This is a genomic window from Spirosoma profusum (genome assembly GCF_014699005.1).
Classification (GTDB): Bacteria; Bacteroidota; Bacteroidia; order Cytophagales; family Spirosomataceae; genus Spirosoma; species Spirosoma profusum.
The window spans coordinates 1-20,592 of record NZ_JACWZY010000061.1; the positions used below are offsets into that span (position 1 = coordinate 1).

Annotated in this window: 20 protein-coding genes and 1 pseudogene; 8 read left to right on the forward strand and 13 right to left on the reverse strand. The window is 45.4% G+C overall.

Translation table 11 applies throughout. From position 1 onward, the window contains the following. Window positions 1-158: 158 nt before the first annotated feature. Window positions 159-440 (forward strand): hypothetical protein, encoded by a 282-nt coding sequence (locus IC229_RS33415; protein WP_190893091.1) that lies wholly within the window; start codon window positions 159-161, stop codon window positions 438-440. A gap of 134 nt (window positions 441-574) precedes the next feature. On the opposite strand, the gene IC229_RS33420 is transcribed toward IC229_RS33415, so the two are convergent. Genes IC229_RS33420 through IC229_RS33435 form a run of 4 tightly spaced genes read right to left on the reverse strand, consistent with a single transcriptional unit; the run spans window position 575 to window position 4,866 of the window. Continuing rightward, entirely contained in the window at window positions 575-1,936 is a 1,362-nt protein-coding gene (locus IC229_RS33420; protein WP_190893093.1) for a hypothetical protein, read from the reverse strand. Continuing rightward, complete coding sequence (locus IC229_RS33425) at window positions 1,933-3,489, reverse strand: glycosyltransferase (protein WP_190893095.1); 1,557 nt, start codon at window positions 3,487-3,489, stop codon at window positions 1,933-1,935. The genes IC229_RS33420 and IC229_RS33425 overlap by 4 nt, the downstream gene beginning before the upstream one ends. Before the next feature lie 41 nt (window positions 3,490-3,530). Continuing rightward, a complete protein-coding gene (locus IC229_RS33430) occupies window positions 3,531-4,223 on the reverse strand; it encodes a glycosyltransferase family 2 protein (RefSeq protein WP_190893097.1) in 693 nt (230 codons plus the stop codon). 40 nt (window positions 4,224-4,263) lie between these two features. After that, window positions 4,264-4,866, reverse strand: a complete 603-nt coding sequence (locus IC229_RS33435; protein ID WP_190893099.1) for a TIGR04282 family arsenosugar biosynthesis glycosyltransferase — start codon at window positions 4,864-4,866, stop codon at window positions 4,264-4,266. 96 nt (window positions 4,867-4,962) lie between these two features. On the opposite strand from IC229_RS33435, the gene IC229_RS33440 reads away from it, so the two are divergent. Then, window positions 4,963-5,784 (forward strand): purine-nucleoside phosphorylase, encoded by an 822-nt coding sequence (locus IC229_RS33440; RefSeq protein WP_190893101.1) that lies wholly within the window; start codon window positions 4,963-4,965, stop codon window positions 5,782-5,784. A gap of 1 nt (window position 5,785) precedes the next feature. Here IC229_RS33440 and arsS read toward each other — a convergent pair whose 3' ends face one another. The 6 genes from arsS to IC229_RS33470 all read right to left on the reverse strand — a co-directional run bounded on the left by arsS (window position 5,786) and on the right by IC229_RS33470 (window position 11,110). Beyond that, window positions 5,786-6,832 (reverse strand): arsenosugar biosynthesis radical SAM (seleno)protein ArsS, encoded by a 1,047-nt coding sequence (arsS, locus tag IC229_RS33445; RefSeq protein WP_190893103.1) that lies wholly within the window; start codon window positions 6,830-6,832, stop codon window positions 5,786-5,788. Window positions 6,833-6,906: 74 nt separating this feature from the next. Beyond that, window positions 6,907-7,239, reverse strand: a complete 333-nt coding sequence (locus tag IC229_RS33450) for an arsenosugar biosynthesis-associated peroxidase-like protein (protein WP_190893114.1) — start codon at window positions 7,237-7,239, stop codon at window positions 6,907-6,909. 72 nt (window positions 7,240-7,311) lie between these two features. Continuing rightward, window positions 7,312-8,241, reverse strand: coding sequence for an SDR family oxidoreductase (locus IC229_RS33455; protein WP_190893116.1), 930 nt, complete (start codon window positions 8,239-8,241; stop codon window positions 7,312-7,314). Further along, the gene (locus tag IC229_RS33460) at window positions 8,234-9,235 is read right to left on the reverse strand and encodes an NAD-dependent epimerase/dehydratase family protein (protein ID WP_190893118.1); all 1,002 of its coding nucleotides are present in this window, start codon (window positions 9,233-9,235) and stop codon (window positions 8,234-8,236) included. The genes IC229_RS33455 and IC229_RS33460 overlap by 8 nt, the downstream gene beginning before the upstream one ends. Further along, window positions 9,235-9,927, reverse strand: coding sequence for a TIGR04283 family arsenosugar biosynthesis glycosyltransferase (locus IC229_RS33465; RefSeq protein WP_190893120.1), 693 nt, complete (start codon window positions 9,925-9,927; stop codon window positions 9,235-9,237). Before IC229_RS33465 ends, IC229_RS33460 begins: the two co-directional genes overlap by 1 nt. Window positions 9,928-10,003: 76 nt before the next feature. Continuing rightward, on the reverse strand, window positions 10,004-11,110 hold the full coding sequence (locus IC229_RS33470; RefSeq protein WP_190893128.1) for a BamA/TamA family outer membrane protein: 1,107 nt from the start codon (window positions 11,108-11,110) through the stop codon (window positions 10,004-10,006). Window positions 11,111-11,233: 123 nt separating this feature from the next. On the opposite strand from IC229_RS33470, the gene IC229_RS33475 reads away from it, so the two are divergent. From IC229_RS33475 to IC229_RS33490, 4 genes are read left to right on the forward strand one after another with little or no spacing between them, the layout of a single operon-like run. Beyond that, complete coding sequence (locus IC229_RS33475; protein WP_190893130.1) at window positions 11,234-11,995, forward strand: DUF547 domain-containing protein; 762 nt, start codon at window positions 11,234-11,236, stop codon at window positions 11,993-11,995. 21 nt (window positions 11,996-12,016) lie between these two features. After that, the gene (locus tag IC229_RS33480; RefSeq protein WP_190893132.1) at window positions 12,017-13,354 is read left to right on the forward strand and encodes an NAD(P)/FAD-dependent oxidoreductase; all 1,338 of its coding nucleotides are present in this window, start codon (window positions 12,017-12,019) and stop codon (window positions 13,352-13,354) included. An 18-nt stretch (window positions 13,355-13,372) separates the two neighbouring features. Further along, the gene (locus IC229_RS33485) at window positions 13,373-14,923 is read left to right on the forward strand and encodes a 4Fe-4S binding protein (protein WP_190893134.1); all 1,551 of its coding nucleotides are present in this window, start codon (window positions 13,373-13,375) and stop codon (window positions 14,921-14,923) included. Continuing rightward, window positions 14,920-15,558: a DUF6134 family protein gene (locus IC229_RS33490; protein WP_190893136.1), complete on the forward strand. Its 639-nt coding sequence runs from the start codon at window positions 14,920-14,922 to the stop codon at window positions 15,556-15,558. The genes IC229_RS33485 and IC229_RS33490 overlap by 4 nt, the downstream gene beginning before the upstream one ends. Before the next feature lie 410 nt (window positions 15,559-15,968). Here IC229_RS33490 and IC229_RS33495 read toward each other — a convergent pair whose 3' ends face one another. Together IC229_RS33495 and IC229_RS33500 are read right to left on the reverse strand one after the other, a co-directional pair. After that, a complete protein-coding gene (locus tag IC229_RS33495) occupies window positions 15,969-16,673 on the reverse strand; it encodes a hypothetical protein (protein WP_223834362.1) in 705 nt (234 codons plus the stop codon). Window positions 16,674-16,916: 243 nt separating this feature from the next. Beyond that, window positions 16,917-17,075: pseudogene (locus IC229_RS33500) on the reverse strand (ATP-binding protein); the annotation flags it as partial. A 459-nt stretch (window positions 17,076-17,534) separates the two neighbouring features. Between IC229_RS33500 and IC229_RS33505 the strand changes: the two are divergent. After that, window positions 17,535-18,416, forward strand: coding sequence for a hypothetical protein (locus IC229_RS33505; RefSeq protein WP_190893138.1), 882 nt, complete (start codon window positions 17,535-17,537; stop codon window positions 18,414-18,416). Window positions 18,417-19,355: 939 nt separating this feature from the next. Here IC229_RS33505 and IC229_RS33510 read toward each other — a convergent pair. Continuing rightward, window positions 19,356-19,769, reverse strand: a complete 414-nt coding sequence (locus tag IC229_RS33510; RefSeq protein ID WP_190893140.1) for an energy transducer TonB — start codon at window positions 19,767-19,769, stop codon at window positions 19,356-19,358. Between the two features lie 470 nt (window positions 19,770-20,239). Between IC229_RS33510 and IC229_RS33515 the strand changes: the two genes are divergently transcribed. Then, complete coding sequence (locus IC229_RS33515) at window positions 20,240-20,425, forward strand: hypothetical protein (RefSeq protein ID WP_190893142.1); 186 nt, start codon at window positions 20,240-20,242, stop codon at window positions 20,423-20,425. The last annotated feature ends 167 nt before the right edge of the window (window positions 20,426-20,592 follow it).

Genomic DNA, 20,592 nt, shown 5'->3' on the forward strand with positions numbered 1-20,592 from the left:
GCTCGTAGTCAGATGGTTTGTAAGTGGCCATGGCTAACGAAGAATCAAACTTTACAAGCCTACTCACGGATCAATAAGAATTATTCGTATGGTAAAAGACCAAAAAAAAGTAGAAAACAATTAAAAATATTCAACTGCATAAAACTCCAGATTTGGGTATGAGAGTACAATTCTCCTTTAAGAAGTATGACGATATTAAAGGGTTTATTATTCCGATTACTCATGAAAGAACTATTCCATATCAATTTACAGATATTGCTAATGGAATAATACTTGAAGCAAATTTACCTTACAATAAGGCAGAGTATAATGAAATACAAAAATCAACTACAGATCAAGAGAGGCAGGACTATGTGCGCAAACTAGCGAAAAAAAAGGGTATAGTGGATATGTTTAATTTACAGTCTAATGCTCTGATTATTAATAAAGGAGTGATTTAGCTTATGTATCTTCTGGTTTATGCAAAGTAAGTGGCTATATGTGAACGTATAGTTTAATAAAAATTAAATTTGTTCTGGTTCGACAGTATTGGTGTAAATTGCTGTACAATTACAAGTTTTAAACTAACTTGTCTTTATCCAATCACTAACCTTTTTCTCACCTGTTGCCATTCGTATAGTCCGTAAACCAAAAGAAGGACATACTCCAAGCCCACAAGCGGCAGGTTCTCATTATAAGGGTAGGTTCGGTAGGCACCATAAGTCAGCATAGCAAGCCCTGACCAGACCAACGGATACCGAAACGGGGTGAACAACGTAATAGCTACTAGTGAGGTAATGTACCAGGGATGAACGGTTGTAGCCAGTAACCAATACAGGCTCATGGTTAGCAGCATTCTGGTTGCCAGGCTAACTCCTGTCAGAAACGAAAAATCTCCGAAGGCGATAATGAACGCACCAATAACGATGAGAATAGATAAGGCGATACCAGCACCAATAATGATGCTGTTTCCGGTGACTACGTAGCCGACCGCCCGAATCAGATAATATATGCTAGCATTGAACTCGAACTTCTGGAAATATAGGTGTAAACTGGAGAATAGGTTTCGAATCAGTTCGGCATTGACAAATGGGAAGAATAAAACGGCTGTCAGGACTAACGTTAATGAGCCAAAAGCCAGCCCGCGTTTCCAGCCTAAGTAACGAATCAGCAATGGAAAAAAGAGGAGTGGCAAAAGTTTAGTAGCAATACCCAGGGCTAGCGTTGCAGAGCAGGCAAACCATCGCTTCTGGACGAATAGCCAGACTGCTAACAGCACAAAGAAAATCATAACGGACTCATAATGGATGTTGCCCGTCAGTTCGAGAATTACTAGCGGATTCAGGCCGTAAAGTAAAGCTAGATTTGGGTTCTGGTTTAACTGGCGCAGGAGTTTTGGCATCAGCCATAACGTACCAACTTCTGCCAGCAGAATAGGGATACGCAATCCAATCAGGTTTCCCAACAGATTATTAGCAGAAAGCCAGGCCGCTAACCCAAATAATGCCTGATTGACGGTCGGGTAAACCGTGAAATAATTGGGCGAATTCAGACTCTTATAAAGCGATTCGGTTAATCCGGCTGTTGCCGCTAAAGGAGTATGGATAATCTGGCTGGGCAGGTAGAGATATGGATTGTAGCCGTTGGCGACCAGATGACCATCCCAAACGAATCGAATATAATCATCGGATAGGTTGGGGATTACAGCCAGTAAACTAACCCGGAAAATAATGGCCGCTAGAAACAGGAACCGGTCGGGTTCGGGTAGTGTGATTTGCGAACTTAATGGCTGTTGTGCGATGGCCCACAGCGGCCGGGTAATCCGAACGTATCCCCAGAAGGTAAGTCCGTATAACAGAAGAAGCAGGTTGAATTGTGGCCGTGCAAGGCCGTAACCAATTAAAGTGAACAACGTCAATGAAAGAAACAACCAGCCAATCCGAAACGGTGTTATCATGGTTGTAAAATAGGCACGTTTGGCACTACATTCGTTTCTTTGCTTCGACTATGCGCTAGCATAAAACCAACCACCAACCCATAGCCAATGACCAACAGACTATGGAAAATAAACATTGAATAATCCTGTAAGTATATCCCCAAACCAAGTCCAGCCATAAAATACAGACCCAGCCCGATTTCCCCAAAAATAGAACTGGGAATAGTTTTCTTTATGTAAATATTGCTAGTCCAGTCAACTTCCTGTGTCGTACTATTGAATTTTGGCGTACGAACGAAGGGGGTCTTTTTTCCGAAAAGGCCTTCTAGTGCGGCCAAGCTGTTGTGTAGCGACAAACCTAGCATGGTAGAAATAAAGGTTGGAAAGAGCCAGAGAAATCGTACCAATCGGCCAGAAAGACTGGCTTTAGAATGATTACCAATTGTCCCTTGATTTATCTCTGATTGATAATAAGAAATTCCGTAAAAAAGGGTAGAAATGATGGTAGCCAGTAAAAATAAATTTGAGAATTGATGGTCAATGGCTGCCCATTCGGGATGGCGATGATGAATCCCTAATACAGGTAGGCTCAGCAGAGCCATGCCCAGAATAAGTACTAACAGAGTGCTATTCAACAGATGAAAACAAGCCTGTATTTTTTTTGGGATTGAGATGCCTGATTTCTGCCAGACCTTTCCCAAAAGTTTCCGACTACATTCGGCTGGACCTTTCATCCATCGGTATTGTTGCGATTTAATCGCATCCATTGTAATTGGCAGTTCGGCCAGCACCCCAACGTCGGCACGATAAACGATTTTCCATCCCTTTAACTGCGCTCGGTAACTTAAATCCAGATCTTCAGTCAGAGTGTCTTCTTGCCAGCCACCGCTATTTATTATCGCTTCACGACGCCAGATACCGGCTGTTCCACTAAAATTTAAAAAAAGCCCTGTGGCATAGCGGGCATACTGCTCAACTAGAAAGTGGGCATTCAGGCCAAACGCCTGAATCTGGGTTAATAGCGAATAGCTCTGATTGGTGTGTAACCAGCGAGTCTGAACAGCACCTATGTCGGGTTGTGTGAAACTGGGAAGTACACGTAATAAGAAATCAGCGTCAGGCAGAAAATCAGCATCGAAGATAGCCACGTACTCATTGTCGGTCAGGTTAAGCCCGTAAGCTAGAGCTCCTGCCTTAAAACCCGATCGGTCAGGTCGACGGATATGTACTAATGGAAGGCCTGCTTTTTTATAAATGATTACTTTTTGGGCGATAAGTAACGTAGTGTCATCCGTCGAATCATCCAGGATCTGAATGGTCAGTTTGTCAAGAGGGTATCGTAACTGGGCGATGGTATCAATCAGTCGCTCCACTACGTATAACTCGTTGTAAATGGGCAATTGAACGGTGATCGAAGGTAACTGTTCCCAGAGTATAGCGGGCTCCGGAATACTCTCATTTCTGCGACGCCAGCGACCGTATATGTACCGCACAAGAAGCCCTAACTGACCGACACTAAACAGAACGATCAGAATAATAAGCAGGTTGTAAAGAAATAGAATGAATAGCTCCATTGTGTCAATTCCAGCTCACAATCAGCACTTGGTGGGTCTGACTACCAGTACTTAAAAATGGTAGTCAGGATTTTATAGCCCGCCAGCACCGTGCCTTTGATTGTGCCCGAAATTTTTGAGTGACCAATCCGTTTTCGATAACTCACAGGTACTTCGGTTGTTTTACAGCGCAACTTGGCGGCTTTTAATTGCATTTCAACGGTCCAGCCATAGGTTTTATCCTGCATGTCCAAGGCTAGTAACGTATCAAACCGAATCGCGCGAAATGGACCCAAATCAGTAAAACGGACACCATACAACCAACGTAGCAGCCGGGTGGCCAGCCAATTTCCGAAGAGCTGTTGAGGTGTCATAGAGCCGCGTTGTCGGTTGCCTAATGCGCGTGAACCAATCACTAAATCAGCATTTTGTTCCAGAATAGGAGCAATGACACGGGGTAGTTCAGCCGGAAAATCAGAATAATCGGCATCCAGAAATACAATGATGTCGGGTGCAGGCTGGCGTTGTTTTACATAGGCAATACCCTGTAGACACGCCCGGCCATACCCTTGAATTGGCTCATCCAGTACGGTAGCACCAGCGCGAGAAGCTTCAACGGCAGTCTGATCGTTTGAATTGTTATTGACAACGATAATTTCCTGAACTAATTCAGCGGGTATTTCACGGATAACTTGTCCAACGGAATTTTCCTCGTTGAAGGCGGGAATGATAACGACGATAGTTGGTTGATTCAAACGTAGCGTGGTAGTAAGAGCGAAAAATTCATGTTACGTATCATAATGGCTGACCTGTTTTCTGAAGATAATCCTCATAGTCAACCCATTCGTCAATGTCGGTTAGTTCCTCGAGTCGGGCGTAGGTTAAACCATGTTGCATAATAGCCAACTCTGTCAACTGTCTCAGTTCTGGCTGGCTCCAGGGCATATCCTGAAATAAAAAAGGTTGAAGCTGATTCATGCCCAGCAAATAATACCCGCCGTCGGTGGCTGGCCCGATAACCACATCCACGGTATCGAGTGCAGCAAACGCATTATGAATATGGCTGGGCGTTATATCAAAGCAGTCACTGCCAATAATAACCACTTTTCCGGCCCCCGCTCTAAATTGCTCCTCAAATGCATTATGCATACGCTCGCCTAAATCCACTCCTGATTGCTCATACTTAACAAAAGGATTCCATCCATCATCGGCATTCACAAAATCACCGTAGTACACGGCGCAACGACCTTTAAACTCAGATACCAAAGTTTGAGTATACGTCAATAAGTGTTGGTACACCTCCAGCGCTTTACCATCGCCCACCGTTCGGGCAATACGGGTTTTCACCTGGCCAGTAATGGGGTTTTTGACAAAAACAATCAGTTGCTCTGGGGTCATAAAGAATGATAACGAAACAAGAGAACAATCGGTTAATGAAAACGTGTGTTTAATCCTCAACAATTATCTTGCGAAAAAGATAGCCTAATACCGTTTATGACCATACTTGAACAGGTTCAGCAGACAACCCAGTTTATTCAATCGAAAACGCAACTTACTCCTCAAATCGGGATCATTCTCGGAACAGGTCTTGGCGCACTGGCGCAAGAGCTAACCATCGAAACGACATTACCCTACGAATCAATCCCTCATTTCCCACTGTCGACGGTGGAGTTTCATTCAGGGAAACTACTGCTGGGAACACTGGCCGATAAACCCGTTGTGGTGATGCAGGGACGGTTTCATTTTTATGAGGGCTATTCCATGCAGCAAATTACATTTCCGGTACGGGTCATGCACGCGCTGGGCGTTCGAACACTGCTGGTTTCCAACGCGGCTGGTGGCCTGAATCCAGCTTTTCAAACGACAGATTTGATGGTCATTGACGACCATATCAGTTTGTTGCTCCCGCAAAATCCGCTCGTAGGGCCAAATCCGCCTGAGTTTGGCGACCGTTTTCCTGACATGAGCGAACCTTACAAAAAATCCTTGATTGAACGAGCGTTTGCAATTGCCACCGAACTGAATATTAGCCTCAAGCGAGGTGTTTATGTTAGCGTGACAGGTCCTCAGTTAGAGACAAGGGCTGAGTACCGAATGCTGCGCCATTGGGGAGCTGATGCTGTGGGTATGTCGACCGTGCCTGAAGTAATTGTTGCCAATCAGATGGGAATGGACGTTTTTGGAGTGTCAGTCATTACAGACATGTGCTTGCCAGATACCTTGGAAAAAGCTGACATTCAAAAAATCATAGCAGCTGCGGGTGCAGCAGAGCCCTCTCTAACTCGCCTGATGGGGGCGTTAGTCGCTCAGTTATAACTCAGGCGGTTGTGCCCCCACAACTGGATCCCGCTCCTGCGGTGCAACCATAGCAATGCTGATTGATAACCACTGATCGCTGATTTAGGGCATTCAAGTCGAAATTATTTACATGTTGTACTGGACTGGCTACTTTCAAATCCAGCATCTGATTGAAATCACAATCATAAATAAATCCATCCCAACTAATCGACAGAGTGTTTCGGCACATTACGCCAGCAGCCGCTACCGGATTGAAGGCATTAACCAGTTTCTCCATATAGCCGTCGTAGTTGCCGGACGAAATTAGATAATCCAGAAACCGACTTATTGGGACATTAGTAATCGCGTACAGGTCATTGAACTGAATACTAAACTCATCCTGTAAAACTCGTTTAAACTGACGTTTCAGACTTTCCTGCGAACCGGGTAGAAAAGCACCGTTCGGATTATATACTAAGTTTAACAGCAGACCACTATCGGGCTGGCCGTAGCCCACCGCATTCAGCATACGTAATGCCCGGACGGAATCTTCAAAGACACCTTTTCCGCGCTGACGGTCGGTCTTATCAGCATTATAGAAGGGCAACGAACTAACCACTTCAACCTCGTGCAGTCGAAAGAATTCGGGCAAGTCGTGGTATTTAGGGTTGGCAACGATGATAGTCAGGTTGCAGCGTACCATAACTTTCCGACCCAGTTTCCGAACCTCTTCAACAAACCAGCGAAAATCCGGATTCATTTCCGGTGCTCCACCCGTTAGATCAACCGTCTGAATGTCCGTTTGAGCCAGTGCATTCAGGCAAGCCTGCATGGTCTCACGGGTCATGATTTCTTTCCGGTCAGGGCCAGCATCTACGTGGCAGTGCCGACAGACCTGGTTACACATTTTCCCCAGATTTACCTGAAAAACGGAAGGTTCAACTATACTTAGTGGAAACAATCCGGCAGCTTGGAGTTTTTGGTGGAACAAGGGTAATTGCAACGTATCAGCCACCTCGCTTTGCAGCGATTGTAGTTGTACATCGACATTGGCTAACTGATGCCCACTGGCTTTGAGTGATTTCATAATTTGAACGAAGTGCCGATGAGAACGAATAAGTACAGATAAACCTCATGTACTCATTCTCATGTGGCTACTAATTACATCGATAATTCTTTGGCTTTGTTCATCATTTGCACGCCATGTACCAGCGAAGCCCCTCCGCGAATGGCAGCTGCTACGTGAACGGCTTCCATCATTTCGGCTTCTGAACAGCCTTTTTCGAGCGTATCGGACGTGTACGCGTCGATACAATAAGGGCATTGTACCGTGTGGGAAACCGCCAGTGCAATTAGTGATTTCTCACGGGCTGTCAGAGCACCTTCCGCAAAAACAGAACTGTAATAGGAGAAAAACTTGTCGGCCAGTTCTTTCTGAAACTCGCTAATATTACCAAACTTCTTGAGGTCTTCGGGATTATAATAGGTTTGCATAGCGGTTAGATTAAAGTAATAAAGCGGTTGAATTAAGGTAATTAGAATACGATAACAAGCCAAAAATAGATTTCACTCATAAAAATGCCGGAGTCTGCGAATAGAGGTTAGTACAATCCAGTCGCCTAGTCGGGGTAAATGTGTATGCACAAGCATAATAAGCCTACCTAGCGCCGAAATCACTGTTCGCTGGCGACGTCGCCGGACGTGATTCATAATAATGTGGGCAACTTCCGCCTGACTTTTCTGCCAGCGGGAAGGCCGGTGCGCAATAGGGACCGGTTGACCGGTTGCATCCAACACTCGTTTATCTGAATCATTCTGTGTAAAACCAATGTGTACCACGCCAACCTGAATGCCCGTATCTGCCAGTTCCAGACGTAGCGTATGTGCCAAATTGGCCAATGCCGCCTTGCCTGCACAGTAGGCCGAGCCGCTGGGCATACCATTCAAGGCTGAAATCGATGAGATGAACGTAACGACGCCTTTAGTTTGCGTAAGATGTGGTAATGCCGCTTTTAGAGGGTAGACCGTTCCATATACGTTGCTATCGAGCACCTGCCGGAATACGTCTGGTTGCATGTCTGCAAAGTAAGCACGCATAGAAATACTGGCATTCGTGATGAGAATATCCAGTTGCCCAAAGGCGTCTATCGCTGTTGTAATAAGGCGCTCACAGTCGTCGAAGCAAGTCACATCAGCCAGGCAACTCACTACGTCTAGTCCCTCTCCCTGCAACTCGGCCTCAGTTTGTGTTAATCGCTCGGGCGAGCGTCCATTTAAAATTACTTTGGCTCCTGCTACTCCTAATGCCCGTGCAGTAGCTTTGCCAATACCCGACTCAGAACCAGTAACAATAGCTACTTTCCCTGCAAATGGTCCCGAGATCGTTGTTGTTCTGAGTTTCCGTTTACCTGGAACTTCAGAAACGGCAGCGGGTGAAGCCGACAGAAGTGCTTCGAGGGATTCTGATGTAGCGATTGGCTTTGTTAATTCAGGCACGTTCAGTAATGTATTTATGTCGTTTAAACCAGTCAAAAGCTTCGTCAATGGCTTCTTCAATAGGTGTTTGGGGAAGACCTAATTCGATAATGGCTTTCTGCGAACTGAAATAATGTCCATCATTAGCCACGGCAATCATGGCAGAATTTAGTTTTCCTGTATGGCTTGTTAGTTTAGCTAATGCATCACAACCAAAACCATACAGCTTCGCCAAACTGGGTGGAATCGACCAGCGAGGAGGTGATACGTTCATACGTAGTGCCATTAGCTGAAAGGCTTCTTGATAACTCATGTTGACATTTCCCAGAATGTACGATTCGCCTAATCGCCCTCGTGTCAGTGCATTAACCGTTGCTATAGCTACGTCTCGAACGTGAACATAATTTTTGCCACCGGCTGGATAGCCCAAAACGCGCCCTCGATATAACTCCAACAACATCTGCCCTGAAGTCGGTTTAGCATCGAATTCGCCAAGCATAAACGTTGGATGTACCATGATGGCAGGAAGACCGACCTGCTGTACTGCTTCCTGAACCCGATCAGTAGCCGCCCGTTTACTGTCGATGTAATCAGAGTTGTAGCGTTTTCCGACAAAAGGATACGTTTCGTTACCAGGTTGTTGCTTCGTCCCAAATCCAAATACGTTGGCTGTTCCGACGTAGACAAATCGTTGAACGTTGGCTAGTTGGGCTGCTTCAATAAGATTTTCTGTTCCGGTATGATTAACTGCCCATACGACCGAGCTACGAGCGGGGTTCACCTGTGCCAATGCTGCTGCATGAATAATGACATCGCAGCCTACAACCACTTTTTTCAGTGACTGGGTATCCAGCACATTGCCTACGAAATGCTCAACAGGGAGGCCGGCCAGTGTTGAGGTGCTACGTTCATGCCGAACCAGTACCCTTACCTGGTATCGACGCGCCAGCAATTCTCGGGTCAGATGAGCCCCCAGAAAACCACTAGCTCCGGTTAGTAGCACGGTTGTTTTCATTAGCGATAATTCAACATTACTTTGTAAGTACGAGCAATACGGATTGGTGACACTTTCATGAAAAATAGAGAAAATGCCGTCAGATTAGCCAATTGTACACGCAGCCAGCTATTGGTATCATACTTTCGTGCTGATACTAGGACATCTTTCGGTATAATGTAAAACCGCGCAATCTGGCGTATTCTGATAATTATGTCAAAATCCTCCATGATGGTGTAGTATTCGTCAAAACCGCCCAACCGATCAAACAAAGAGCGCGTCACAAATAAAGTCTGGTCCCCTCCGCGACTCATCAAGCCCGGAAAACGGGTTCCGTAACTGTTAAAGCGAAGCATAATTTTATCGGAATCAAATCGAAACCGATAGCAACCGGCTTCATAACCAGCCTTAACAGCGTGTTCAATATCCGCAATGAAATCGGGATTGATACCGACATCGGCGTGGACAAAATACAGAATATCCCCTTTGGCCAACGTAGCCCCGAAATTCATCTGAGAAGCCCGGCCTGGCTTTGGGGCTTGCCTTACGGTAGCACCAGCATTCCTGGCAATATCGGCAGTGCCATCAGGGCTTCCTGCATCAATAACCAATACCTCTAGTAAAGAAGAGCCCCCGTACGTCAGCAGTTTATGGACTGACTGGCCAATAGCTTCGGCTTCGTTATAAGTAGGAATGATGATACTAAACGTCATCTGCAAAGCGTAAGCAAGCAAAATACTATAATTATCAGCCCTTGACAACCACTCCAAACAGTAAGCATCGTTTATCTTAAAGTGCTTCGCCTATTGTCAGATAAAAACCGCTTGATTGTCGTCCCAACCCGTAATCCAATCGGATATTAAGATGGTCACGACGGTTCATGGTGAAACGTAATCCAGCCCCGTAAGCCACTTTGGGGTCGTTGGGACGTAGCACCGACTGAGCATCGCCCAAGATACCAGCGGCCCCAAAAATAACCCCACCCAACCGTTTGTATAGGTCGAACCGTACTTCGCTTTGAATCAGTGCTACGTTCTGGTCGCGGTACCGACCTTCGTAATAGCCCCGCATTCGTTTGGTACCTCCCAACAGCGACATGGCGTTGAAGGGGGCAACACCCGTTGTAAAACTTACGAAATAATTGACTGCTAAGATTGCCTGTTTGCTCAATGCATGATAAGATGATACGTCGGCGGTATAGCGGTCGAAGCGCACATTGCCGCCTAATGCCTGATTCTGATTGAGATACGCAATGTCTGCCACTATGCCTTTGGACGGAAAAAAAATGACATTGCGTGAGTCGTAAAACAGTCCCAGTCCCGCCCCGGACAATCGACTGCCTAAACCACCCGGAACTTTACCTGTTGCCAGCAATCTACCTGGCTCGACGCTGGTTACTCCATAATCTTCGTATTGATACCGGATACCAACGTAGAGTTTTCCCCGGCTCAGGTTAGGAGATATTCGCCGGAATGCATTAATACGTATGCGAGGGAAATTCACGCCGTATAGTTCACGGGAAACTTCCTGCTGGCCAACTCCGAAAAAATAGTAGCTGTAGCGATAATACCCGGCTTCGCCGTTAACATAGTACGTATCGCGGTCGTAAAAAATCTGGAAAGGCAAATAGAACAGAATTTGTTTGTTCTGAGTATATGCAAAGCCCAACGTGACCTGAGACGGACGAACAGCCGCTCTAGCTCTACTGGACGTATCTGTCCGTAAAAAGTCCATATCGCGACCAAAACGGAACGTAGCAGTAGCCGCCACACCATACGCTAGTCGGGTTTCGGGAGTATAGTAGATGAGTGGGAGTGGCAACAGACTGAATGCTTTCGGAATACTGTCGGGCGGGACCGAAATTAGTAAGGCAGTTACCAGCGACGAAAGGAGCATTTAAGATTTTGGATTGCTTACAGTATCATACGAAAAGTTAATCGACAGGGTTTGAATTTATATTTATTAAAACCATTCGATTGATTGGGGCGTATATCTGAGTGTAGAAAATTTAACCGAATCATGAAAAGGAACCCTAAGTTTAAATTTCTCCTATTGGGTTTGTTATGGCTACTAACCACTGCCTTCACAGAGCCGACAGTAGCGCCTGTTGATCACAGTGCCTATGACCGTCTGCTGAAAAAGTACGTGAATGAAAAAGGACTGGTCAACTATAAAGGCTTTAAATCGGAGGAGAAGGCATTTAATGATTATCTGGCTATGCTCAGCAAAAATCCACCGGCCGCTTCGTGGAGCAAGAACGAGCAGATGGCTTACTGGATTAATGCCTATAACGCCTACACCATCCGGCTTATTCTCGACCATTATCCAGTGAAGAGCATAAAGGACATTGGCTCAAGAATCAAGATTCCGTTTGTGACTACGCCTTGGGCTGCTAAGTTTTTTACGATTGGTGGCGAAAAAATGAGTCTCGATAATATTGAACACGGTACGTTGCGGAAAAAATACAATGATCCCCGCATTCACTTTACCCTTGTTTGTGCGTCTATTTCATGTCCCCGCCTGCGGAATGAAGCTTACATGGCCGACAAACTGGATGCACAAATGGATGATCAGGGACGCGATTTTCTGAATAATCCGAGCAAGAATAAAATTGGGAAAGACGAAGCACAACTTTCAAATTACTTCAACTGGTACAAAGGCGACTGGACTAAAAATGGGCAGTCAGTTGTGAAATGGGTCAATAAATATTCCAACATGAAAATTTCGGATAAGACCGAGATAGACTTCCTGGAATATAACTGGAACCTCAACGAGCAGTAAGCGCTGCAGAAACGGGCAGCCATGAAGCATCTTGTCATTATAGGAAACGGCATTGCTGGGATCACGACCGCCCGGCATGTTCGCCAACAGGATTCAAGGGTACGTATCACGGTCATTTCAGCCGAGTCGGAGCATTTTTACTCGCGGACAGCGCTCATGTATATCTACATGGGCCACATGACCTATGCGCATACCAAGCCTTATGAAGACGGATTCTGGACCAAAAATCGCATTGGCCTACTGCGTGGTTATGTCGAACAAGTTGATACGTTGGCGAAGCGAGTCCGGCTGTCTGATGGACAGTGGCTTGACTATGACGTACTGGTGCTGGCTACTGGCTCGGTGTCTACTACGTTCGACTGGCCAGGCCTGACCGCTTCTGGCGTGCAGGGTTTATATGGTTTACCCGATTTGGAACGTATAGAACAATTCACCAAAAATATCGACCGCGCTGTAGTCGTTGGCGGTGGACTTATTGGCGTTGAATTGGCCGAAATGTTACGTTCGCGACACATTGACGTAACGATGCTGGTCCGCGATACGCATTATTGGAGTTCTACTCTCCCGCGCGAGGAGGGTAAATTAATAGGTCGTCATTTGCTCCGTCATGGTGTCGACATTCGGCTTCAAACCGAATTAAAGGAAATTCTGGCCGGGCCGCGTTCGGCTGATGCATCGGGGCGGGTGCGTGCGGTAGTGACGAAGGCAGGCGAAGAAATCGCTTGTCAGTTTGTGGGGCTGGGTGTGGGCGTGACGCCGAACGTAACGTTCCTGAAAACATCGGGTATTGAACTGGGTAAGGGCGTACTGGTTAACAAGTATTTCGAAACCAACGTAGCGGACGTGTACGCCATCGGCGACTGTAACGAATTCCGAGATCCCGTAATGGGCACAGACGGTACCTTGCGTAAACCAATCGAACAAATCTGGTATACTGGACGGATGCACGGTGAAACACTGGCCAGAACGCTCTGTGGTACCCGTACTGCCTACCAACCGGGTGTCTTCTTCAACTCGGCTAAATTTTTCGACATCGAATACCAGACCTATGGTACCATGAATGCTGAGTTTATCGACGACGAACAAACATTTTATTGGGAGCATCCGGCTGGCGAACAGTGTCTACGTATCAACTACCGGAAAACTGACCAGTCCGTTGTCGGCATCCATGCGTTTGGACTACGTCTGCGACATGCCGTCTGCGAACACTGGATTCAGCAGCGGACGCCTTTTGAGAACGTATTGAGCCAGTTTGATCAGGCTGATTTCAACCCGGAGTTTTCAGAATCATATATCAACCAATTGACCGGCCACGTACCCACTCGAAAAGGCTGGTTTAAACGGTTGTTTTCGACCTAGCCCTAACCTGTTATCACTATGCTAACCATTTGGCAACGTATTGGTCTGACGGCTTTCCTGATTGGGTTTGCTCTATTTATTGCCACACTCTCTCTCAGTCGATATACCCTGACGGATAAGGTGTTGAGTGAAACGGTCAGCAAAGAGCAGTTAGATGCCATTCGTTCGGCAACGGCATCCATGCATGGAAAGACATATACGTCGTCTTTCGGTTTTGTTGCGGATTATCGAACTGCTATCGCTCGACTCAATGAAGCCTATAAACAACGTAACGAAACTAATCTGCTTATTCCTGATTATGCCTTTTTGGTAACGAAATCCGCTAGCACCGGTTTTTTTCCGGAAAACAGCCAACTATTTTTCTGGCTGAGTTTACTGCTGTCTGTTGGAGGAGGACTGCTTTACATTCTGCCAACTCAGCGAGAGTTACCTGGTATAAAAAACAATGGCATTTATCACAGCCCAGCTACAAATCGGGGTTGGATTGGCATAGTCATAGGCACCTTTTTGATTGGGTTCTACATAGTGCTATATTTTTTCCCCGAGTATCTGACCAACTGGGTGTTAATGTTCGACCCGTTGAGCCGACTCCTAAACGGTGGCCCCGCTAGTCAGTGGTTCGTTTATGGAACGTTATACACACTGGTGATTCTGGTGATGGGTGTGCGGATGCTGATTAAATACAGGCATAGTCGCTACCAGCAGCTACGTACTCTCTCGGTCATGTTTTTCCAGACCGCCTTTGCGTTTCTGATTCCCGAATTACTTGCTCTGTTTCATCAACCCGCGCAGGATCTGAAAAATATGTGGCCGCTGGACTACAGTTTTTATTTCGATTATCGCATCGACGAAAAAATTAAGGCGGGTACGTTAGGGATGTTTATGTTAGTATGGGGGACAGCCCTCTGGCTGTTGGGTGTGCCGATATTGACTTATTTTTTCGGAAAACGGTGGTACTGCTCGTGGGTATGCGGCTGTGGGGGGCTGGCCGAAACGCTAGGTGATCCTTATCGGCAATTGTCCGACAAACGGCTAGGTGCCTGGAAACTTGAACGAATTGTGGTGCATTCAGTGCTGGTATTCGCGGTGGTGATGACGGCACTCGTTATGTATACCTACTTGAGTGGGCAGACATTGCTATTTGGCTTTCTGGATTCCAACGGCGTTCGTTCGGTATATGGGTCCGCTATTGGAGCTGTTTTCGCAGGAGTAGTGGGGACTGGATTCTATCCCATTTTAGGGAGCCGGGTCTGGTGCCGGTTTGGCTGCCCACTGGCGGCTTATCTGGGACTAGTTCAACGGTTTAAATCTCGATTTCGCATCACGACAAACGGCGGCCAATGTATTTCCTGCGGCAACTGCTCGACCTACTGCGAAATGGGCATTGACGTACGCTGGTACGCGCAGCGCGGACAGGATATTGTACGCTCATCCTGTGTCGGATGTGGTATTTGTTCAGCTGTTTGCCCACGAGGTGTTTTAAATCTGGAAAATGATTCGATAACTACCCGACAAACTAATCCAGGTCCAATATTGCTGGGGAACAATAGTTTCCGTATTCAACAATGAGCGTAGATTTCATTCGAAGTAGGTTTATTAGTCTGATACTGTTGATGGTGTTGACATTTGCTAGTTATGGACAAAATACTCCTGTAGATACAGCACACACAAAAGAGTATGCGATTGAAGTCGCCGGAATTAAAGTCGGTATAATGACGGCTAATCGGCAGCAACGGGATAAACAAAGTGTGATCTATACGCTGATTAGCGATGTGAAAGTCAACTTTCTGGTTTACAAGCTCAAAATCTATTATAAAGTCATTAGCCTGGTCGAACAGGGTAAATTGGTTCGTTCTACTGTCGATGCTCATACGAATCGAGGTGATTTTTCCTCCAGAACGGAATGGAAAGGCGACCATTATGAGATTACTGCCGACCAGTATAAATACACGCATAAGGGTACTGAAGCTCTGCGCATCGACCATACAGTGACTGACATGTTCTTCAAGGAGCCTACAAACCGAAGCCGGGCGTATTCTGAATATTTTGGTGATTATTTTACACTGACCTCCCCCGCAAAAGGCACGTATCAAGCCAAATTAAATGACCGGGAAGATGAATACCACTACGAAAACGGGCAGCTGGTGAAGATTGTCAAGAAAAATCCTCTAAAAAACTTCATTATCCGACCCATCGTGAAATGAAAGTATAGGTACTTCGAGTAGATAACGGGGAGTAGCTAACATCCGTACGAGATGTCCTATCGAAAAGGTTTAACTATCTCATAGACAGTAAAATAAAGATGAGATTGGTCAAGAATTTTAGGCAAGTTGACCTTCTTCATTAGGTTTCGGGCAAACGGGTGAGTCATTGGCACAAGCCAACAAATAGGGTAAATTTTTCGTTCGTGCCCAAAATACCTAATAAGTAAATTTGCTGAATGTATAAAGGTCTCATAAACTCAGCCAACCTGTGAGATTTTGAGTTTGATTCATGAGATGATTTTATGAGACTCTGTTTAATATAGCAAGAATTTGCCTGGACTATAACTATCTCCATCTCAAGAATAGGGCGATATAAGAGATTAGTAATCTTTTATATCGCCCATTTTGCATTAGCCTGCTTGTCCGAAAAAGTACATTAGCGTAGCAATACCCAAAATCAATAATGCCCAGCTTAAAATCATCCGAACTTTAGGTATGGGGCCACTCATTAACACGCTTTTGCCAAGGGGTAACAGGGCTACGCAAAGACCAACTGTGGCGAAGATCGATACGAATGAAGCCCCTTTAAGTACCCCTAGCATTAATGCCGACATTAGCCCTAAACCAATTGAGCTAACTAGACTTAGTACGCCGGAGCGATACGTCCCAATCGCTAGGATTGCCCAGCCAAACATGATAGCCCCTGACAAGCTGGAAACGATGTGGAAAGCGCCATAGGAGTCGGCAACGGCCTTAGTGGCCAGTTGCAGGTTCTGCACCTTCACTAATTGAAAGGCTAGATGATTGATCCCATAGTGGAAGGTACGAGCGAATAAGCCCAACATCACCAACGTCCCTCCCCAGCGTGCCCAAGCCGGTTGTCTTTGTCCAACCAGTTTGGCTAAGGTGAGTATGGCTGGCCACAAGAAGATATTGCCCGCCAGAAAAAGACTATAAGCCGTGGTGACTTGAGTTGGGAGTTGGTCAAAGGCTTTGAGTTGTTGAGGAAAGAAGAACTCAAACTGGAGAAGTAGCAGTTGGGAAAGAACTAGGAGAAGTGGGGCAACAATCATGGCAACTCCCCCGATCCAACGGCCAGGGAACCAAAATGTCATTGATTCGAGCGACTCAATTTGGTGCATCATATTGTCTTTTTTAGGGCAATCATATTACAATACAAGGTATTATGTAATACATACTACACAAATGGTTTTGTTCTCGTTTCAACGGCAATCGCTGGTTCCCCTAAGACTCTAATCAAGCGTTATTTATTCTCAGCAAACCCTCACCAATACGAGACGAAGGAGTTTTCATACATCTGCTTCAAAAACTGGGCGTTTTTGAGATCGTACTCTCGCTTAACTCAAAGCAGGTAATTGAATCACAAACGCGGTACCTTCTCCTTCCTGGCTTTCTACTGTCAGGCTGCCACTGTGCCCTTTAGTGACAATATCATACGAGAGTGACAAGCCCAAGCCGGTACCCTCCCCGCTGGGTTTAGTCGTGAAAAAAGGTTCCTTTTCGGGTACAAGTCAAGAAAGGCTGCCGAGTCATCAGAACCCGCTATGGCTCTGTCTCCTAAACTCGTACCGCCCGGCGACCCGGCCGATTCTCAGCTATCTATGTTAGCTGAGAATCGGCCGGGTCGCCGGTGCGATACAGCTTATCAAAGGAGCATCAAGTTCTTACGGTCGAGCCATGACGAATTTGATCCCTTTTTTTAGATACACCCGTTGAGGTGATAACTGGCGGAATTGAAGTGGTAGTTAGTCAAAAATGCTGATAAATGACAAGTGAAATGTGCTTCTGCTGTACGTATAGGGGTTTTTGTTGTTCTTTCTACCAGTTAGTGGCTGAGTCCTGTGAGTTATTCAGCCAAAGCCGCGGATTATTGATTGTGCCTCGGCAGCCATTTATTCACCTGCCAATTTTGCCTCGTAAATCAAGTAGTTCACAATCAAATACACACAGTATCAATGAACAGTTCGTTTCAAAAAATTACCGCAGTCGTTGGGTTGGCCTTATCATTCGGCCTGGTTTCCTGTAAAGAAAATAGCTTAGTTTCCCCCGATATTCCGCAGGTAACGTCAACGGAGGCTACCAACAATCTGATTTCTCCGGACCCATTTAAGCAATACACCCTCACAAAACATGGTCAGGCTACGCTGACGTATCAAGCCGATGGTCGCTTGAAACAGGTGATGCATGGCCTCGGTACATTAGCCAACCCAACGGAATACACGGAATACAGTTACGACAATCTGTCAATTAAGTCGACCCGTACTATGGGTGCTGGTAAAAAATTAGAAATTACATACTTACTTGGTCCGAATACAGGCCGGGTTTACGAATCCATTGAGAAGCATTATACTTACTATATAAAGGGGATGAGTCTGACCCAGCTACATTGGCTGTATGAATACGATAACAAAGGCTATCTGAAAACGCGCAGAAAGAAAAATGCCTCCACCGACCGTAGCGAGTACACATTCAATGCCGCTGGTGACCTGAGCAAAGTGACCGTTTATGATATATACGATGTTGTTGTGCAGGAAGTGACGTTCGCCTACGATCAGCCATCAAACGATATACTTACCGACAAACTCCCGCTTTACTCCAGTTGGGCCACTTACCCGGACAGCTACCTGCCAATTTTTGGCAAGACCAGCAAGCACCTTGTGAAGCGCATTACGCAGAAAGAGTTCCGGGGAGTTAACCCCGTAGTGGATCGTTTTTTCGCCTATACACTCAATGCAGATGGCTATGTGAAGGAAGAACAGGAATTTGAAATGGGTACAGCCGCTCTGGTTGCCGTAAGACCCTACGAGTATAAGGTCAGGACTATGGGTATTCAATAATCGTTGTTGAGGTCTAAAATAAGCGTATGAGAAGCGTCTGGCTCATTTGGTCAGGCGCTTTTTACGGCTTAAAGGCCGTATTCATGAATCTGCTCCATAAATAGGGCGTTTTCTAATACGACCGAACTATCATTTTTACAAGCCTATGACGTTGGTAGTACGTTTGTAAAATTCCGTTTCGATCACCCAACCGGCCAATTTTGAACAGACATAAATCCTATATTTACGCTACTAGCTTTACATATACTAGGTGGCTGTTGCAAAAGTCTGAACCGGGTTATACAGGAACAAGCTTTGGCCCTATTATCATCCAAATAGTCGTTAAAAGGAGACTGTTCAAGAAGCCAATTCATAGTCCTATCGACTTTTGCAACAGCCACCTAGATTATACAACAGAAAAGACGGCCACTATACATCCTTTTCACAGCTTGATAGGTACGGATGAAATTACTCTATCGCTTCTACTTGACGTTTTTCTTACTGCATTTAGCCTATAAACCCACCCCTCAGCCAGGTAGATCACCGGCTTGGTTTGATGCACTCTTACAAGTAAGCTTGGGGATTTATTGTTGGTTGTTTGGATTGGGTTACTTACTAGTTAATCAGCTAGGTTTTACTTCTAAAATAAGTAGTCAGAGCAAACCGCTAGTCTTACTACTGTACGGTTTGTTATGGTTTAACCTGTATCACTTCTTATTCACTCGCTACCAAGTAGACAAACAAACGGGCTTCACCGATCTAGATCAGTTTGGAGTCACTAGAGAAGCTAAAGTTATAGCCTGGGTAATCTGGGTAAGTTCTTTTGTATTTTGCGGCTTGGTGCCCTTTATTCGGGATAAATTTATTAGATAAATACCCTTTTTCTGCTAAGTAAGGCTCTGACTAATTTGAAAGCTATAGTTATTTCATGTATCGAAGCGCTCAAAAGGATTCACTCCTTCACCGTACTGAAAAGCTGATCGGCAAATTATAAAAGCAATCGACAGCCTGACCATCTACTTTGCCAGGCACCCAATTCGGCATACTGGCCACCATTCGTATGGCTTCCGCATCGATCTCGGGGGAAACCCCTTTTAAAACCTTGACTTTTTCAATGGCACCCTGTTTAGTAATGAGGAATCGAATAAATACCCGTCCTGACAACCCGGCTGCTTGAGCCGCTTTAGGATACCGTAGATTTTCACTGATATACTGACCCAGTTTACTCATGCCGCCCGGAAATTCGGGTTGTTGTTGGACAACGGTGTAAATTAAATGATCAGGCGTTGAGCTTGAATCGGTTTGAACTGTTTGCGCCTGAAGAGGCAGCCAAAATGTAGCTAGTAGTAAGATAATGAGAACGGGCGCACGCATAGTGAGGTTGATTTTATAAGTAAACCATATATTAAGTTACGTAACCTCTAATGAGATAATATGTTATTAACCCTAAGAGCATATTATTCAACGATGGATAAAAAAGTTGTTTCTTCCAAAAGTAAACAGGGCCTATTAGAAGATACAGTAACGCGATCCATCCATTATTGATCTTCTCCAGCACTGGATCGATCAAGTACAGCCTTAGCTAATCAGGGTCAAAATCCAGCAGATAGTTTTCATGTATTTAGCCAGAAGTGATATTTACTTTTGTTGTATAATCTTGTATATGTTTGTCTAAAGTAACTTGACCGTAAAAAGAACGGATAACAGGTCTGATCCATAAATCGCTCCCAACTGAGACGGCGAATATGTCCATTCATGTGCTCCAGAAATAAGCTGGATTTCAATTATTTCATTTATAGAGCGGATTCTCTATACTTGTTGACTAGTAATAAACTTAACAATTCATGCATCTAGCCATAGCCGAAATAAAGGAATTACTAGTAGTCACACAGGCTCATTTACGGGTACTTGAGCAGCTAGAAGCCGAACGGATCGCTAAAGAAACCGGGCAGCCATTACAGGTTATTGAGCAGCGGATTCAGACGCTAGCCCAGGAAATACTGGAGGCTGTACGAGCGGAAAACGCTTAACTAGAAGGGAAGCACGTAAACTTAATACTTCGGACTCTAGCTGCTTATCGATCAACTTAAAGTTGCACCTATTAACTACATTTTCGGCCAACTGAGACGGAAGAACTTTAGCTATCTGCTTCAAAATTGGGGCGATTGGTGAGAATTAGACGAACAAGTAGACGCTT

Excerpts from the sequence above, each read along its gene's own strand:
- IC229_RS33415 (WP_190893091.1), top strand. The coding sequence starts at position 159 with ATGAGAGTACAATTCTCCTTTAAGAAGTATGACGATATTAAAGGGTTT.
- IC229_RS33420 (WP_190893093.1), bottom strand. The coding sequence starts at position 1,936 with ATGATAACACCGTTTCGGATTGGCTGGTTGTTTCTTTCATTGACGTTG.
- IC229_RS33425 (WP_190893095.1), bottom strand. The coding sequence starts at position 3,489 with ATGGAGCTATTCATTCTATTTCTTTACAACCTGCTTATTATTCTGATC.
- IC229_RS33435 (WP_190893099.1), bottom strand. The coding sequence starts at position 4,866 with ATGACCCCAGAGCAACTGATTGTTTTTGTCAAAAACCCCATTACTGGC.
- IC229_RS33440 (WP_190893101.1), top strand. The coding sequence starts at position 4,963 with ATGACCATACTTGAACAGGTTCAGCAGACAACCCAGTTTATTCAATCG.
- arsS (WP_190893103.1), bottom strand. The coding sequence starts at position 6,832 with ATGAAATCACTCAAAGCCAGTGGGCATCAGTTAGCCAATGTCGATGTA.
- IC229_RS33450 (WP_190893114.1), bottom strand. The coding sequence starts at position 7,239 with ATGCAAACCTATTATAATCCCGAAGACCTCAAGAAGTTTGGTAATATT.
- IC229_RS33460 (WP_190893118.1), bottom strand. The coding sequence starts at position 9,235 with ATGAAAACAACCGTGCTACTAACCGGAGCTAGTGGTTTTCTGGGGGCT.
- IC229_RS33465 (WP_190893120.1), bottom strand. The coding sequence starts at position 9,927 with ATGACGTTTAGTATCATCATTCCTACTTATAACGAAGCCGAAGCTATT.
- IC229_RS33470 (WP_190893128.1), bottom strand. The coding sequence starts at position 11,110 with ATGCTCCTTTCGTCGCTGGTAACTGCCTTACTAATTTCGGTCCCGCCC.
- IC229_RS33475 (WP_190893130.1), top strand. The coding sequence starts at position 11,234 with ATGAAAAGGAACCCTAAGTTTAAATTTCTCCTATTGGGTTTGTTATGG.
- IC229_RS33480 (WP_190893132.1), top strand. The coding sequence starts at position 12,017 with ATGAAGCATCTTGTCATTATAGGAAACGGCATTGCTGGGATCACGACC.
- IC229_RS33485 (WP_190893134.1), top strand. The coding sequence starts at position 13,373 with ATGCTAACCATTTGGCAACGTATTGGTCTGACGGCTTTCCTGATTGGG.
- IC229_RS33490 (WP_190893136.1), top strand. The coding sequence starts at position 14,920 with ATGAGCGTAGATTTCATTCGAAGTAGGTTTATTAGTCTGATACTGTTG.
- IC229_RS33495 (WP_223834362.1), bottom strand. The coding sequence starts at position 16,673 with ATGACATTTTGGTTCCCTGGCCGTTGGATCGGGGGAGTTGCCATGATT.
- IC229_RS33505 (WP_190893138.1), top strand. The coding sequence starts at position 17,535 with ATGAACAGTTCGTTTCAAAAAATTACCGCAGTCGTTGGGTTGGCCTTA.
- IC229_RS33510 (WP_190893140.1), bottom strand. The coding sequence starts at position 19,769 with ATGCGTGCGCCCGTTCTCATTATCTTACTACTAGCTACATTTTGGCTG.
- IC229_RS33515 (WP_190893142.1), top strand. The coding sequence starts at position 20,240 with ATGCATCTAGCCATAGCCGAAATAAAGGAATTACTAGTAGTCACACAG.